This is a genomic window from Dyadobacter chenwenxiniae (assembly GCF_022869785.1).
GTDB classification, from domain to species: Bacteria; Bacteroidota; Bacteroidia; order Cytophagales; family Spirosomataceae; genus Dyadobacter; species Dyadobacter chenwenxiniae.
The window spans coordinates 4,527,210-4,542,571 of record NZ_CP094997.1; the positions used below are offsets into that span (position 1 = coordinate 4,527,210).

Annotated in this window: 12 protein-coding genes and 1 tRNA gene; 8 read left to right on the forward strand and 5 right to left on the reverse strand. The window is 45.6% G+C overall.

Annotated features, from left to right (window positions below; genetic code table 11):
• Window positions 1-48: 48 nt before the first annotated feature.
• The 3 genes from MUK70_RS19265 to MUK70_RS19275 form a co-directional block, all read right to left on the reverse strand.
• A complete protein-coding gene (locus MUK70_RS19265; RefSeq protein WP_234654648.1) occupies window positions 49-1,344 on the reverse strand; it encodes an adenylosuccinate synthase in 1,296 nt (431 codons plus the stop codon).
• A 75-nt stretch (window positions 1,345-1,419) separates the two neighbouring features.
• Window positions 1,420-1,920 (reverse strand): Fur family transcriptional regulator, encoded by a 501-nt coding sequence (locus MUK70_RS19270; RefSeq protein WP_026630576.1) that lies wholly within the window; start codon window positions 1,918-1,920, stop codon window positions 1,420-1,422.
• A 117-nt stretch (window positions 1,921-2,037) separates the two neighbouring features.
• Window positions 2,038-4,380: a RelA/SpoT family protein gene (locus tag MUK70_RS19275; RefSeq protein ID WP_234654650.1), complete on the reverse strand. Its 2,343-nt coding sequence runs from the start codon at window positions 4,378-4,380 to the stop codon at window positions 2,038-2,040.
• 120 nt (window positions 4,381-4,500) lie between these two features.
• On the opposite strand from MUK70_RS19275, the gene MUK70_RS19280 reads away from it, so the two are divergent.
• Window positions 4,501-4,582 (forward strand) — tRNA-Leu (locus MUK70_RS19280).
• A 165-nt stretch (window positions 4,583-4,747) separates the two neighbouring features.
• Window positions 4,748-6,097, forward strand: a complete 1,350-nt coding sequence (tig, locus tag MUK70_RS19285; protein WP_234607639.1) for a trigger factor — start codon at window positions 4,748-4,750, stop codon at window positions 6,095-6,097.
• A 57-nt stretch (window positions 6,098-6,154) separates the two neighbouring features.
• Here the strand turns inward: tig and MUK70_RS19290 are convergent, their stop codons facing one another.
• Window positions 6,155-6,535, reverse strand: coding sequence for a helix-turn-helix domain-containing protein (locus MUK70_RS19290; protein WP_234654652.1), 381 nt, complete (start codon window positions 6,533-6,535; stop codon window positions 6,155-6,157).
• Between the two features lie 247 nt (window positions 6,536-6,782).
• Here MUK70_RS19290 and MUK70_RS19295 point away from each other — a divergent pair, with 247 nt between their 5' ends.
• The 5 genes from MUK70_RS19295 to MUK70_RS19315 all read left to right on the forward strand — a co-directional run bounded on the left by MUK70_RS19295 (window position 6,783) and on the right by MUK70_RS19315 (window position 12,062).
• Window positions 6,783-7,457, forward strand: coding sequence for a ClpP family protease (locus MUK70_RS19295; protein ID WP_082213823.1), 675 nt, complete (start codon window positions 6,783-6,785; stop codon window positions 7,455-7,457).
• A gap of 254 nt (window positions 7,458-7,711) precedes the next feature.
• Window positions 7,712-8,956 (forward strand): ATP-dependent Clp protease ATP-binding subunit ClpX, encoded by a 1,245-nt coding sequence (gene clpX, locus MUK70_RS19300; RefSeq protein WP_234607641.1) that lies wholly within the window; start codon window positions 7,712-7,714, stop codon window positions 8,954-8,956.
• A 107-nt stretch (window positions 8,957-9,063) separates the two neighbouring features.
• Window positions 9,064-9,840, forward strand: coding sequence for an SDR family NAD(P)-dependent oxidoreductase (locus MUK70_RS19305; RefSeq protein ID WP_234607642.1), 777 nt, complete (start codon window positions 9,064-9,066; stop codon window positions 9,838-9,840).
• Between the two features lie 133 nt (window positions 9,841-9,973).
• Complete coding sequence (locus tag MUK70_RS19310) at window positions 9,974-10,933, forward strand: 1-phosphofructokinase family hexose kinase (RefSeq protein WP_234607643.1); 960 nt, start codon at window positions 9,974-9,976, stop codon at window positions 10,931-10,933.
• 67 nt (window positions 10,934-11,000) lie between these two features.
• Window positions 11,001-12,062: a 6-bladed beta-propeller gene (locus tag MUK70_RS19315; RefSeq protein ID WP_234654654.1), complete on the forward strand. Its 1,062-nt coding sequence runs from the start codon at window positions 11,001-11,003 to the stop codon at window positions 12,060-12,062.
• Window positions 12,063-12,091: 29 nt separating this feature from the next.
• Here MUK70_RS19315 and MUK70_RS19320 read toward each other — a convergent pair whose 3' ends face one another.
• Window positions 12,092-12,817 carry a hypothetical protein gene (locus MUK70_RS19320; RefSeq protein ID WP_234654656.1) on the reverse strand — a complete coding sequence of 242 codons (726 nt, stop codon included), beginning with the start codon at window positions 12,815-12,817 and terminating at the stop codon, window positions 12,092-12,094.
• 208 nt (window positions 12,818-13,025) lie between these two features.
• Here MUK70_RS19320 and MUK70_RS19325 point away from each other — a divergent pair, with 208 nt between their 5' ends.
• A complete protein-coding gene (locus MUK70_RS19325; protein ID WP_234654657.1) occupies window positions 13,026-15,347 on the forward strand; it encodes a TonB-dependent receptor in 2,322 nt (773 codons plus the stop codon).
• Window positions 15,348-15,362 lie beyond the last annotated feature (15 nt).

A 15,362-nucleotide genomic window follows, 5' to 3' on the forward strand; every position in this document is an offset into this window, starting at 1 on the left:
AAAAGGTCCGCTCAGGCTGACGATGTAAGTTACATTTCGCTACTTTTCTTAAACCGACAACGCCGAAGCCTCCCTACTAATCAACGCCTCTCTATCCGGCCCGGTGGAGATAAACGTAATCGGCAGCTTCAATTCCTCTTCCAAAAACTTCACATAAGCCAGCAACTCCTCAGGAATAGCCTCAAAATCGTGAATTCCATCCAACGACTGTTGCCAACCTTTGAAATCCTTATAAACCGGCTCAACCGTTTCGTCACACAAATCGTATGGCAAATGATCCGTTAATGTGCCGTCTGGAAGACGATAATTGGTGCAGACGCGAATGTTATCAAAGATTGTTAACACATCCACTTTCATCATAATCAGCTGCGTAACGCCGTTGATCATGATTGCGTATTTCAATGCAGGCAAATCAAGCCATCCGCAGCGGCGCGGGCGTCCGGTTGTCGCACCGAACTCGCGGCCTTCCTGGCGCATTTTTTCACCTGTTTCTTCCAATAATTCGGTTGGGAATGGTCCACTTCCTACGCGTGTGCAGTAAGCTTTGAAAATCCCGAAAACCTCTCCTACCTGGCTTGGCGCAATGCCTAACCCTGTGCAAGCACCGGCCGTCATGGTTGTGGAGCTTGTTACGAAAGGATATGAACCGAAATCAATGTCCAGCAACGAGCCTTGTGCGCCTTCTGCCAAAACTGTTTTTGATGCTGCTAATGCTTCATTGACAACATATTCGCTGTCCACCAACGTAAACTGCTTCATGAATTCGATGGCACCGAAGAAGTTTTCTTCCGATTTTGGAAGGACTTCTGAGTAATCAAATGCATAGAAATCAAGGATTGTTTTATGAGCGTCAACAAGCTTTTTATATTTGGCTGCAAAGTTTGGAGAAAGAACATCTCCTACGCGCAAGCCTAATCTCGCCACTTTGTCCTGATATGCAGGTCCAATTCCTCTCAATGTTGAGCCGATCTTGGAATCACCTTTCGAACGCTCGTAAGCAGCGTCCAGCAATGAGTGGGTTGGAACGATAATCGATGCTTTTTTGGAAACAAACAGATTACTGATCAGGTCAAGGTTGTATTTGGCGAGGTTTTCAATTTCTCTTTTGAAAACGATTGGGTCCAAAACGACACCGTTTCCGATAATGTTCTGGATATCGCTGCGGAAAATGCCGGATGGAATTTGGTGCAAAACATGCTTAATTCCGTCAAATTCCAATGTATGACCTGCATTTGGCCCTCCCTGGAAACGGGCTACAACCTGATAACGTGGCGCAAGGACGTCCACAATTTTACCTTTTCCCTCGTCTCCCCATTGAAGACCAAGTAATACGTCAACTTTCATTCAATTTATGATTACTGAAACTAATATGGTGTAAGGTTGGCCAGGCAAACGAATGCTGCCCGGCCCAATGTTGTATTATCTGTCTTCGTAAACCGCGGAAGTTTCCCGGACTTCATTTCGGTTCTGGCAGTTCTCTTTGGTGCAGTTGCCGTAAAAAATAAGCGAATGGTGCATCACGCTGAAATTCAGCATTTCGCCGACCATATTCTGGATAGACTGGATCCTTGGATCGCAAAATTCCATCACTTTATGGCAATCCGTGCAGATCAGGTGATCGTGCTGCTTGTTACCGTAGGATTTTTCAAATTGCGCCAGGTTTTTACCAAATTGATGCTTGGTAACCAAATCACAATCCACAAGCACGTCCAATGTATTGTAAACAGTGGCGCGACTCACCCGATAACGCTTGTTTTTCATGCTGATGTAAAGTTCATCAACATCAAAATGATCTTCCCTGGTGTAGATCTCTTCCAGGATCGCAAAGCGCTCAGGCGTTTTGCGGAGTCCTTTATTTTCCAGGTAAGCCGTTAAGATTTTCTTTGCGGCTTCAAAATTCGGTTTGCTGGCTTGTGGCATATCTCTGAAATTCTTGCGCGAAAATACGCTTTTTAACTTAAATCATTGTCACTTTCACAGTCTTAGTTTAGACTATCCGATTTTATAACACGTGACCATGTTAATCGTTCAATGCGGCTATTTGCCGATCAGGTTGGTGTCAAAACGCTGCACATTATAAACGCCTTCCACCTCCTCTAATTTTCCGATTAGAATGTCCAAGTGCTTGGTATCCTGCACGTAAAGTTTTATATCACCATTAAAAACACCATCTTTTGTATCAATGGTCAAGCCGCGCATGTTAATGTGCAACTCGTTTGAAATGATCCTGGTAACATCATTCACCAAGCCCACACGATCGGTTCCGGAAAGGTAAAGCCCTGCCAAAAATGCCTCGTCCTTGCCTGATTCCCACTTGGCTTTGATAATGCGGTTTCCGTGTTTGGACATCAATTCCGCGGCATTCGGGCAAGTTGTTCTGTGAATTTTAATGCCTTCATTAATTGTCACAAAACCAAAAACGTCATCGCCCGCGATCGGATTGCAGCAAACAGCAAGTTTATAGTCGATTTTATCCATATCATCGCCGATCAGCAGCGTGTCGCTGTCCGCCCGGTCGCCATGAATGTGCTTCAAAAACTTGGTTAACGTCTTGCCATCGCCAGATCCCGAAGCGGGTACAGGGTTTGTCGGGTTATTATCTGTTGCCTTGCGTTCTTTTATTTCCTTATCTTTCTTAAAACGCTTTAATTCATCGAGATGAATGTATCCTTTTCCAATTCTGTAAAAGAAGTCCGCCGCCGTTTTACATTCAAAGAATGCTCTGAGCTGGTTCACAACTTCGGCTGTAAGATCGATTCCGAGTATTTTTAGTTTCTTTTCAACCATCTGGCGACCATCCGTTTCATAACGGCGGTTGTCCTCCTTCAAGAAGTCTTTAATCCGCGCCCTGGCTTTGGAAGTAACTACAATGCGAAGCCAATCCTCATTCGGTTTTTGCTTGCTGGACGTAATGATCTCAATCTGGTCTCCATTATTCAGGACATAACTGATCGGAACCAAAATCCCTCCCACTTTTGCAGCCATGCAATGTGCGCCCACTTCCGAGTGTATATCAAATGCAAAATCCAGCGCCGTAGCACCACTTTGCAGCACTTTCAGTTCGCCTTTTGGTGTAAAAACAAAAACTTCTTCATTGAATAAATTGCTCCTGAACTCGTCCAGGAACTCAATAGCGGCCGTTTTGTCACCAAAACCATTTTCTAATGTCTCCCTAACCTGCGTGATCCACTGCTCAATGTTGCCCCTAACTTTGGTATCATTGCCCTTGTATTTCCAGTGCGCAGCATAACCTTTTTCTGCAATCTCATCCATGCGCGAAGTCCGGATCTGCACTTCCACCCATTGCCCGCTTTTGCTCATTACCGTCGAGTGCAAGGATTGGTAACCATTCGCACGCGGCGTGCTTAGGAAGTCTTTCAGGCGATCCGGGTTGGGCTTATAGTGATCCGTAACGATTGAATAAGCCTGCCAGCAAATCGCTTTTTCCCGATCATTTTCAGCAGAAGATTCAAGGACAATGCGAATGGCAAAAAGGTCATAAATCTCTTCAAAAGGCTTATTCTGCTTCTTCATTTTGTTCCAGATCGAATAAATCGACTTGGGACGGCCTTTTAAAATAAAATTCAAACCCGCAGCTTCCAGATCCTGCGCAATCGGCTCCATGAACTTCGCGATAAAGCGATCACGAATGCCTTTCGTTTCCCTAAGCTTCCGGGCAACGGCGCGGTATTCCTGTGGCTCGGTGTATTTCAGATATAATTCTTCCAGCTCGGATTTGATGCTGTAAAGTCCCAGCCTATGCGCGAGCGGCGCGTAAATGAAGATGGTTTCGGAGGCAATTTTCAGCTGCTTATCCCGCGGCATGCTGTCGAGCGTCCGCATGTTATGCAGTCTGTCTGCGAGCTTTACGAGAATTACGCGCACGTCGTCAGACAATGTGAGCAGCATTTTCCGGAAGTTTTCAGCCTGCTGCGAGCTGCCATATTCGAACCTCCCGGAAATTTTAGTAAGTCCATCGATGATCTTGGCGACTTTTTTGCCAAACAATCTTTCAATATCTTCAATCCGCATATCCGTATCCTCCACCACATCGTGAAGTAAGGCTGCAACGATGCCCGTCGTCCCCAATCCGATCTCCTCAACGACGATCTGGGCAACGGCAAGCGGATGGTAAATGTATGGTTCTCCCGACCGGCGACGCATGTCCTTATGTGCGTCTACGGAGGTGTAAAAGGCCTTTTTTATTAATTTGGCATCATTATCCTTTAAGAAGGGCTTGGCTGTTCGTAATAACCTTCGGTATTTTTTAAGGATATCCTTCCGCTCCTGTTCCAGATCAATGGTGAGGGGTTCAACGAGTTGCTCCACTGCTATATTTTTATTGGTATGCTTCACCAAAATAACAAATTCCGACGACATTTTTCAATTTTATTTTACCCGAAGATAAAATTTTCAAAAAAGTTTGGATCTATCTAAAAAATAAGAATACCTTTGCACTCCCAATTCGACAAAAGGCGTCGAAAAAGGTAAAATAAGTGAGCGGGCGTGGCGGAACTGGTAGACGTGCTAGACTTAGGATCTAGTGCCGCAAGGCGTGGGGGTTCGATTCCCTCCGCCCGTACGAATAACAAGGGAATGACGGGGCGTCAAGATTCCTATCTCGATAAGAAAGATGAGCTGCTCCAAAGTTAAACCCGTCAAATGCCCTCAGGACTTCGTTTTGAGGGCATTTTTGTTTTTCTTTTCTATTTAATCTAAAAGGTATTTACCATAGCATAAGCGACACATGGAAGTTGTATTAGAACAAAATTCGCCAACATTAGCCTCTCTTAAAGTCACGTTGACCAAAGACGATTATCAGCCAAAAATTGATAAAACGATCAAGGATTATTCCAAAAAGGTGAACCTGAAAGGCTTCCGTCCGGGTAAAGTGCCATCCCATGTGATTCAGCGCATGTATGGTAAAAGCATTCTGGTTGACGAGGTGAACAACCTGTTGAGCACTGCGGTGAGCAGCTATATCAGAGAAAATAAATTGCAAGTTGTTGGCGACCCTGTTCCGAATCGCGACAAAGCGGCGGAAGTTAACTGGGACAGCCCAAGCGAATTGGAATTTAGCTACGACCTTGGAGTAGCAACGGATTTCGACGTTAACTTTTCTGAGCTTCCAGCGGTGAAACGTTACACGATCAATGTGGACGATGCGGAATTGTCTAAAACGATTGAAAGCCTGCGTGAGCGTTTTGCAGAAAACATTCACCCGGAAGTGAGCGAAGAAGGCGATATGATCTTCGGAGAATTGAAACAAGAATCTTCTGAATTCACAACGCGCACTGCAATCCCTACAAAACAACTGAAACCAGAAGCATTGGCTAAGTTTATTGGTGTGAAAAAAGATGACGTGATCACATTCGACATCAACGACACTTTTTCAGACGAAGCTGCTATCGCACATGTAACTGGAAAGAAAAAAGAAGACATCGGCACGCTTTCAGGTGAATTCACATTGGTTGTTGAGGACGTTACGCGTTCAGCTGCATCGGAATTGAATCAAGATCTTTTTGATAAAGTGTTGGGCGTAGGTCAAGTTGAAAACGAAGAGCAGTTCAACGAGAAATTGCTTGAAATTATCAAAGGAAACTACGAACGCGAAACAGAAGCATTGCTTCGTCGTGATATCGAAAATGCGCTACTAGAAAGCATTAACATCGAACTTCCAGGCGACTTCTTGAAAGATTGGCTGGAACGCACAAATGAGGGCAAATTTACCCGCGAACAGATCGAAGAGCAATTCGAAGATTTCAAAAAATCATTGAAATTGAGCTTGATCAAAAATAAAGTGGCGGATAGAGAAAGCGTGAAAGTTGAATATCCTGAAATCCTTGAATTTACCCGCAACATGGTAAAAGGACAGTTCGGAATCTACGGCGATGACGACAACATGAAAGAAACCATCGACCGCGTTGCACAAGGTTATCTTGCTGACAAAGAGCGTGATAATTATACCAATGTTTTCAATCAGGTTTTTGATAACAAAGTAATGGACATCATCCGCAGCCAGGTTTCTACGGACGAGCAGACCATCGAAGTAAGCGAATTTGAAAAACTGGCGAAAGGCGAAGAAGTCGCTGCTTAATCAGTTTTAGCAATATTTTTTTTTCACCGTCCAACGCCTTTGGCGTGGACGGTGTTTTTATTTAAAGCCAATGCGTTCGCGCTCTTCACCAATGTGCCGAATGATCCCGTCGCCGAACCATTGCCTGAATTTCATTTTCCACTGGTCAAGCTCGTTTTGCATTCGCCGGTTTTCTGCCAATAACCTAGTATTTTCCTGACGAAGCCATTCGGTTTCTGACATAGTTAATGCGTCGAAGCCAAGTAATTCAGGCAGCGGGACGTCCAGCAATTTGGCAATGTTTTCGACTCTCGAAACGGAAAGCTCAGTCCGGCCGCGTTCCAGATCGCCGTATGCCGTTGTGGAAAGGCCGAGCATATCAGCCATATTTTCCTGAGAAAGCCCTTTTTGCAAGCGGATCAGGCGAATTTTTTCAGACAAGTTTGATGTAACATTCATAGCCACCGTGTTTTTCATGCCCATTTATGATTTGTTATGCAATGTAATAAAGACCTTCTTCGCTGACTCTCGCAATTTTCGATAATTTATCGCTTGAATAGACAAGGATTATTCAATGAAATAGTCAAATTTGTGAAATCCAAAGAATAAAGAGGCCGGATTACTAACAGAAACTAACACAAAGCGCTTTTTGTTCTTTTACTTATTTGCCCTTTAATATTACTTCAATTAAAATTTAAGTTGATCGATGAACCACGGAAATGAATTTAGAAAATACGCCGTTCACCACCTTGGGATGAATGGCCTTACAGTTGACGGCTACGTAAACCACACAGTTGAAAATATGACGCGTTCGGTGATCGAAGAGCGTCCGATGAACTTCCGTGAAGTGGATGTGTTCTCGCGCCTTATGGCCGACCGCATTATTTTTATGGGAACCGGTGTTGACGACAACATTGCGAACATTATCGTTGCACAGCTTTTGTTCCTTGAATCTGCTGATGCTAAAAAAGATATCTTAATGTATATCAACAGCCCGGGCGGTTCTGTTTATGCAGGTTTGGGGATTTATGACACGATGCAATATGTGCGTCCGGACGTTGCGACGGTTTGTACAAGTCTTGCAGCTTCTATGGGTGCAGTGCTTTTGGCAGGTGGCGCAGCAGGAAAAAGATCAGCACTTCCACATGCCCGCGTTATGATTCACCAACCTTCTGGTGGCGCACAGGGAACGTCAGTTGACATTGAAATTACTACACGTGAAATCGTAAAACTACGTCACGAATTGTACGAAATCCTGGCAAACCACACGGGTCAAACACCTGAACAAATTGCTATCGACTCCGACCGCGACAAGTGGTTAAAAGCCTTAGAAGCAAAGGAATACGGTCTGATCGACGAGGTTTTGACAAGAGATAAATAAGGAACGAAAGTGATTATTCCAGCGCCCGGGCAGATTATCTGTCCGGGCGCTTCTTATTAATAGGCCCGATGCTGATTTGGTATCCCGGTTAAAAAACCGGAAATTTGTATCAATGTCTTTACTCGTAATAATAACGGTAAGATTTTTGAAACATTAAGTTCAGTCTGCTTGTTAAAGTGGCTCTGGCTATTTAACCTCTCCGAAATATTCAGGTTGGCTAGATACCGGCAAATTTTTAAAATATAGCGAAATCAATGGCACAAGTTAGTTGTTCGTTCTGCGGACGTAAGAAAAACGAGGTAGATTTATTACTTTCCGGGATCGATGCACATATATGTAATCACTGCATTGCGCAGGGACATCAGGTAATAACAGAGGAGTTGGGTTCCAAAGAGGAGAAAAAAGAGAAGAAAACGAAGTTACCAAAGCTTAAACCCATTCCCCCGCACGAAATCAAGCATTTTCTTGAACAATATGTGATTGGCCAGGACGAAGCAAAACGCTCACTGGCAGTTGCCGTTTATAATCACTATAAGCGCCTTAACCAGACTTCTACGGACGATGATGTTGTGATTGAAAAGTCGAACATTATCATGGTCGGCGAAACAGGAACAGGTAAAACCTATCTTGCCAAATCCATTGCACGCATTCTGCAAGTTCCTTTCTGCGTGGCGGATGCAACCGTGGTTACAGAAGCAGGTTATGTAGGAGAAGATGTGGAAACGATTTTGACAAGATTGCTGCAAGCTGCTGATTATAATGTCGAAGCAGCGGAGCGCGGGATTGTTTATATTGATGAAATTGACAAAATCGCTCGTAAATCGGATAATCCTTCCATTACGCGCGATGTGAGTGGAGAAGGCGTTCAGCAGGCACTCTTGAAACTTTTAGAAGGTTCATCTGTAAATGTTCCACCCCAAGGAGGCCGCAAGCACCCGGATCAGAAAATGATCACTTTGAACACAGAAAACATTCTGTTCATCTGCGGCGGCGCATTCGACGGCATTGAAAGACACATTGGAAAACGCATTAATACACGTCCAATCGGCTTTTCAGGCGACAACCGCATTATAGAGATTTTTGACAAAGGAAATCTGATGCGCTACGTGACGGCAATGGATCTTAAATCTTTTGGTCTGATCCCAGAACTAATTGGCCGTCTGCCGGTTTTGACGCATTTGAATCCATTGGATCGCGAAACATTGCGCCGGATCTTAACAGAACCGAAAAATGCTTTGGTAAAACAATATGCAAAACTGTTCTCCATGGAAGGGATTACGCTTCATTTTGAAGAAGAAGTGCTCGATTTCATCGTGGACCAGGCAATGACTTATAAACTCGGCGCTCGTGGACTGCGGGCAATTTGCGAGTCGATTATGACAGATGCGATGTTTGACCTGCCGTCTCAAAAAGATGTCAAAGAATTCACGCTTTCGCTGGATTACGCAAAAGACAAGTTTGAGAAATCTTCAATGTCTCTACTTCGTTCAGTGGCTTAAAACAAGCGAGTTACAATATTGAAAACGCTCTGCTTTTCTTCCAGGAATGCAGAGCGTTTCACTTTTTATGGCAATAGTCCTATTTTGCACTAAAATTGATTCAAAAAATGGAAAATTGGTTAGCAAACAAGTCTATTGTAATTATCGGAGGAACAACGGGGCTGGGCTTTTCTGCTGCTAAGGCGTTCGTAAGAAATGGGGCAAATGTGGTTGTGGTTGGCCGAAACCCGGAAAATTGCCTGGTTGCAGAGCTGCACCTGGGCAACACAGCACGCGCCAAGCAGGGCGACGCCACACATCCGCAAACCGCTTTGGATGCCATTCAGCTCTGTATCCGCGAGTTCGGGAGTTTTGATGGACTATATCACGTCGCAGGTGGAAGCGGCGAAAAATTCGGGGACGGTCCTTTGCATGAATTGTCGCTCGAAGGCTGGAACAAGACACTCGACCTGAATTTAACTTCCCTAATGCTCTCAAACCAGGCCGCTATCCGCACATTTATGGGCATGAACAAAGGCGGCAGCATTCTCAATATGAGTTCCGTACTCGCACATGCTCCTGCGTCAGTACACTTTGCTAATCACGCCTATGCCACGGCGAAATCCGCAGTGATTGGTTTCTCAAAATCCATTGCAGCTTCGTATGCATCTAAAAATATTCGTGTTAATGTGCTGACGCCCGGCATTATTGACGGTGTGGAAAACAGCTCGGAAGCCTCTGACAAATTTATCAGAAGCAAGCAACCCCTTGATGGCGGCCGTTACGGCTTGCCTTCCGATCTGGATGGCGCCTCTGTGTATTTTATGTCTGATTATGCACGGTTTACCACGGGACAAATTTTCACGGTAGATGGCGGCTGGGAGATTACAGATGGCCAATTCTAATGTTTCGGAATGACTGGCATTTGTGAAGAAATTGCTGGGACCGCACCACAGATCGCTTTTTTTCTTTTATTCGCGTAAATTCGTTTAATAAGTTCCTTCGGACTTGTTGGTTTCTAACTTACGCAAAAAATATATGGCAACCGGCCCCATTGTAACACTTACAATTAATCCCGCCCTTGATAAAAGTTCAAATGTCTCACGCATTGTGCCCGACAACAAGCTGCGCTGCGACGCCCCTAACTTTGAAGCGGGCGGCGGCGGCATCAACGTGGCCAAAGCCGTCCACAGACTGGGCGGGAATCCCATCGCAATATTCACGATAGGCGGCCCTACCGGCCAGCGTCTTCATAAGTTAGTTAAGGCTGAGGGCGTCGAAACGATGGTGATCGAGACGAAACAATGGACGCGGGAAAACTTTCACGTGCTGGAAACGAGCACCGGTTTTCAATATCGTTTCGGGATGCCGGGAACGGAAATGATGCCTACGGAAGTGCGTTCCATCTTGGAAACGCTGCAAGAACTCGATCCGAAACCTTCGTACATTATTGCCAGCGGGAGCTTACCACCTGGCGTTCCGGCTGATTTTTATGGACAAATTGCCCAGATCGCCAACAACCAGGGAGCCAAATTCATTGCCGATACATCCGGAGACGCGCTTCGCTATGCCACAGAAGCAGGGATATATTTATTAAAACCCAACATTGACGAACTAAGCGAGCTGGTAGGCGTTGAAAAACTGGAACTCGATGAAGTGGACGACGCGGCACGAGCATTGATTATCCGCGGTCAATGCGAAATTGTGGTTGTGTCCATGGGCGCAATGGGTGCCATGCTCGTTACAGAAGATCAGGTTGAACATATCCCAGCCCCTCCCGTGGAGCCGAAAAGCACGGTCGGTGCCGGGGATAGCATGCTCGCCGGCATAATATGGACATTATCCCAGGGGAAATCCGTCAGGGAGGCGGCGCGAATGGGCGTTGCCTGCGGAACTGCGGCCACAATGAACTCCGGCAGTGAGCTGTTCAAGATGCAGGATGTGAACCGACTGCTGGATTGGCTTAACCGTTATGGCAAGCGCTATTCAGCCAGCTAATTTCAATGCAAAAGACAAAATAGTAAGAAATTATTGCAATTGCCTTTTGCATAGAAAAACATAAGTTATGCCTGAAAAACCTACCCGCCGAGATTTTGCCAAACTAACAGCATTAACCGCCGCTGCCATAACATTCAAGCCGTTTTATATTCTTCATGCCAAACCAAAAGTGGATGGAGAATTGATCGGTCACGGATCGTATAAATATAAAGTCCATCAGGGTTGGGGGAACCTGGATGCGGCCAAATTTCCTGTCAACAACTGTCATGAAATGGTGCAGGATAGCAAAGGCAGGCTGATTATGGTAGGTGATGAAGTTAAAAATAACATTCTCATCTACGACAGATCTGGAAAATTGCTTGAAAGCTGGGGACATGAGTTTCCTGGCGGACACGGCCTGACGCTCTGGAATGCGAACGGCGAAGAATTTCTCTTTATCAGTGACCCCAACATTGGTAAAGTCTTTAAAACAGACCTGAAAGGAAAAATTCTGCTTACCATTGAGCACCCTTCCAAGGTTGGCGCTTATAAGGAAGCCGATCCGTTCAAACCGACAGAAACAGCAATCGGACCGGACGGAACGATCTACATTGCAGACGGATATGGGTCTCAGTGGATTTTGAGATACAATCAAAAAGGCGAGTTTATTGACAAATTTGGCGGTGCGGGCGACGGGGACGCGCAGTTTTCAACCGCACATGGCATCGCAATCGATTATCGTGACAAGGCCAATCCAACATTGCTGGTCACTTCCCGCGCCCATAATGCTTTCAAGAAATTTACATTGGACGGAAAATATATCAGCACATTGTTTCTTCCGGGTGCATTTGTGTGTCGTCCTGTATTTCAGGGTGATACACTTTTTGCAGGTGTGTGCTGGTCCAGGTTGCGCTATTTAAACCAGACGCCTAACTCCGGTTTTGTGACCATTATCGATAAAAACAACAAAGTAATCTCGAATCCCGGCGGCACAAAGCCCGTTTACCAAAATGGCGAATTGCAGTTAATGTTGCAGGAAAAGCCCATTTTCATGCATTGCCACGATGTGTGCGTTGATAATGATGAGAACATTTATGTTTGCCAGTGGAACGCCAAGAAAACATATCCTGTAAAGCTGGAAAGAGTTTAAGATAGCACAATCCAAGCTGGTTTGCTTTCCTAGCGGATCAGCTTGATTGTAATCCCATTGATCACCATTGTTCCCACGGTCAGAATCCCGTAAGCTGCGCCAATGGACATTTGCGGCACGAGCATCGCCACGCCGACCAGAAAAGCGACAAATCCGTAACCTGCCAGAAGCAATCCGTAAAGAATCCGCACAGCCGCATCAGACCCTTGCTGAGAATGCGTAAAAACCGCCAAAGTTGATGTCATAATCGGAAAAGGAGTCAATATGCCGCTCCAGGTCGGGCCGAGATAATCTGCGGCTTGCGTGAGTAGCACCACAAAAAACGTCGCGACGAGCATGCGTAACGGAATGTCGTACACTGGCTGCTTCCTCGCTTCCCCTTTCCCTTTTGGTTTTGGGAAAAAGTATAAAACGGCCGTTAACACGACCAGATTCAATATCACGGCCGAAACCAGCGAAATCGTGCTGCCCAAAGACAAAACGGCAACGATAAAAAAGACCACATAACTGATCAAAACGGTTGGTAACCATGAAAGCCTGGAAGAAACGACAGAATATACCAATGCAAAAAGTATGGTGCCGACCGAACCCAGCAGTGCGGAAGTGATCGTGGAAGCTGCAAACAAGGGCCCGTGTTCCAATGCGATAAAAAACGAGATTGGCCCGGCCACCCAGGGAAATCCGCCGATCCAGCCACCCAGCCCTTCTCCCCATTTTCTGACAGCCAGTGTAACGCCTGCTATAAGCGGAGGCATCAGGAGAATTTTGGCAAGAAGCAGATCGGACAAAGCAGTGAGGCGTAAAATGTGATTGCAAATTTACATTTCAGCCATTAAATCACTGTTAAAATCGCAAAATTGTTGTTGCTTTTAGTTGCAACACAGTTGCAGATAGTATATTTTTGCAACATTGTAACACGTTAATGTTACTTAAACTACTATTATAGGCCATATCGTGCTGGCAATGAACCGGATTGTTTTCGTTTTTCTCCTTTTAATTGCTGCTTTGACTGCACACGCCCAAACTTCGGAATGCGCTTGTTTTGTGAAGGGAGTTGTAAAGGATCAGCATACCGGACAACCCATTATAGGCGCGACTGTACTGATTGTAGGACAAAATAGCGGTGTTTTTACGGATGAATACGGCCGTTATGAATTGCGCAACCTTTGCCCAGGGGCCTATACACTGGAATGTAGGATCATTGGTTATAATCCTTTTCGAGAAAAGCTGGACTTGACGGCTGGCCACGAGGAAAACTTTAACCTGCTGGAACAGGAAGTGCATTTAAAAGATGTGGAAATTACCGCGCACCGGACCGATGCGCCAAGTTCACAGCCACTCTCAACCATTAGCGGCAGCGATCTGGATAGAACCCGCGGACAGAACCTGGCAGAAAGTTTAAAGGGGTTCACGGGGGTAACTTCGCTGCAAACCGGCTCGTCGATCTCAAAACCGGTCATTCACGGCCTGCACAGCAACAGAATTCTCATAATGAACAATGGTGTACGGCAGGAAGGCCAGCAATGGGGTTCCGAGCATGCACCGGAAATTGATCCTTTTATCGCCACCAGGTTGTCGGTCGTGAAAGGTGCTGCTGGCGTTCGTTATGGTTCAGATGCCATCGGGGGCGTTATTCTTGTTGAGCCCGAAGAGCTTCCATTTGATAAGTCATTGAGTGGCGAGGTGAATGCCGTTGGTTTTACGAATGGCAGGCAAGGCGTTTTGTCGGGTACATTGCAGGGCGGCATCAAGGGTTTCAAAGGTTTTGGATGGAGGGCGCAGGGAACCATGAAAAGAGGCGGGAACATCAGGACGCCTGACTATTTTCTGGACAACACAGGCATAAGCGAGAAAAACTTTTCACTTGCAGCGGGTTATCGGAATAAAGGATTGGGAATCGATGTTTTTTATAGCCGTTTTGATACTAAAATCGGCATATTTTCGGGTTCACACATCGGCAGTGTGACTGATCTGCTGAGCGTGATCGAGAATGGTGAGCCTTTCGTTAAATCCGGTTTTAGCTACAACATTGCCCGCCCTAACCAAAACGTAAGCCACGAGCTTATTAAAGCAGAAACACATTATCATTTCCAAAATGGCAACCGCTTTCAATGGACTATTGCGCGGCAATTGAATGACCGGAACGAATTTGACTTACATCGGCCCAGAAACGATTCCATAGCGGCCCTGAATCATCCCGAACTGACTTTTAAGCTCACTACATTGACCAATGATGTGATTTGGGACCATAAGCCGATCGCCGGAAAACTGGCAGGACAGCTTGGGATCAGCACTTTGTACCAATATAATTTGATGGACGGACGGCCGCTGATCCCGAACTTCAACCAGTTTAACATGGGGCTTTTCTGGATGGAGCGTTATGTCAAAAGTGGCTGGGAGCTGGAAGCAGGCATGCGCTACGACTATCGGACATTGACCTCGTTCAGGATTGTGAACCGGGAAAAAGTGTCTCAGGACTTCAAATTTTCCAACTTTTCAGGAACATTGGGTGCGACCAGAAATTTCTCAGAAAAATTTTCAGCAAGACTCAATTTCGGAACGGCCTGGCGCGCGCCTAATGTGAGCGAATTATTCAGCGATGGCGTGCATCACGGCGCGGCTGCTTTTGAAAAAGGTGACGCAACATTACAGCCCGAAAAGGCGCTGAATACCATTGCCAGCCTGAAATATGCCAGCCCGAAGTTTACAGCTGAGCTGGGCGGTTACTATAATATTATTTCAGATTTTATTTATTTAAAACCACAACCCGAACCCATCCTGACCGTCAGGGGAGCATTTCCGTATTTCAAATACACCCAGACGGATGCAACATTCAAAGGAATTGATCTTTCGGCAAGCTGGGAATTTGCCAGATACACGACTGTAACCAGCAAGCTGAGTTATCTCCGCGTGTATGACACCAGGAATGATAATTATCTGGTCATGATCCCTTCCAACCGGATCGACAATCAGATCAAATACGAATTACCAGAGGATGCAAAGTGGCATAAGGCTTATTTTTCTATCGGAAATCTGTTTGTAGCGCAGCAAAAGCGCGTGCCGCCAGCGAGTGATTTTCTGGCTCCTCCCAGTGCCTATTCGTTATGGAATGTGCAAACGGGAACAACATTCGATCTCTCCGAAAAACAGCAGCTGGAAATAGGCATTTCCGTGCAAAATCTTTTCAATGTTTCCTACCGCGACTACTTGAACCGGTTCCGTTATTACGCCGATGATATGGGTCGCAACGTTTCCTTGCGCCTTAAATGGAAGTTTGGTGCTTAAAATGAATTTTTACTC

What these genes read in the sequence shown, in the direction of transcription:
- MUK70_RS19265 (WP_234654648.1), bottom strand. Translation starts at nt 1,344, where the DNA reads ATGAAAGTTGACGTATTACTTGGTCTTCAATGGGGAGACGAGGGAAAA.
- MUK70_RS19270 (WP_026630576.1), bottom strand. Translation starts at nt 1,920, where the DNA reads ATGCCACAAGCCAGCAAACCGAATTTTGAAGCCGCAAAGAAAATCTTA.
- MUK70_RS19275 (WP_234654650.1), bottom strand. Translation starts at nt 4,380, where the DNA reads ATGTCGTCGGAATTTGTTATTTTGGTGAAGCATACCAATAAAAATATA.
- tig (WP_234607639.1), top strand. Translation starts at nt 4,748, where the DNA reads ATGGAAGTTGTATTAGAACAAAATTCGCCAACATTAGCCTCTCTTAAA.
- MUK70_RS19290 (WP_234654652.1), bottom strand. Translation starts at nt 6,535, where the DNA reads ATGAATGTTACATCAAACTTGTCTGAAAAAATTCGCCTGATCCGCTTG.
- MUK70_RS19295 (WP_082213823.1), top strand. Translation starts at nt 6,783, where the DNA reads ATGAACCACGGAAATGAATTTAGAAAATACGCCGTTCACCACCTTGGG.
- clpX (WP_234607641.1), top strand. Translation starts at nt 7,712, where the DNA reads ATGGCACAAGTTAGTTGTTCGTTCTGCGGACGTAAGAAAAACGAGGTA.
- MUK70_RS19305 (WP_234607642.1), top strand. Translation starts at nt 9,064, where the DNA reads ATGGAAAATTGGTTAGCAAACAAGTCTATTGTAATTATCGGAGGAACA.
- MUK70_RS19310 (WP_234607643.1), top strand. Translation starts at nt 9,974, where the DNA reads ATGGCAACCGGCCCCATTGTAACACTTACAATTAATCCCGCCCTTGAT.
- MUK70_RS19315 (WP_234654654.1), top strand. Translation starts at nt 11,001, where the DNA reads ATGCCTGAAAAACCTACCCGCCGAGATTTTGCCAAACTAACAGCATTA.
- MUK70_RS19320 (WP_234654656.1), bottom strand. Translation starts at nt 12,817, where the DNA reads ATGCCTCCGCTTATAGCAGGCGTTACACTGGCTGTCAGAAAATGGGGA.
- MUK70_RS19325 (WP_234654657.1), top strand. Translation starts at nt 13,026, where the DNA reads ATGAACCGGATTGTTTTCGTTTTTCTCCTTTTAATTGCTGCTTTGACT.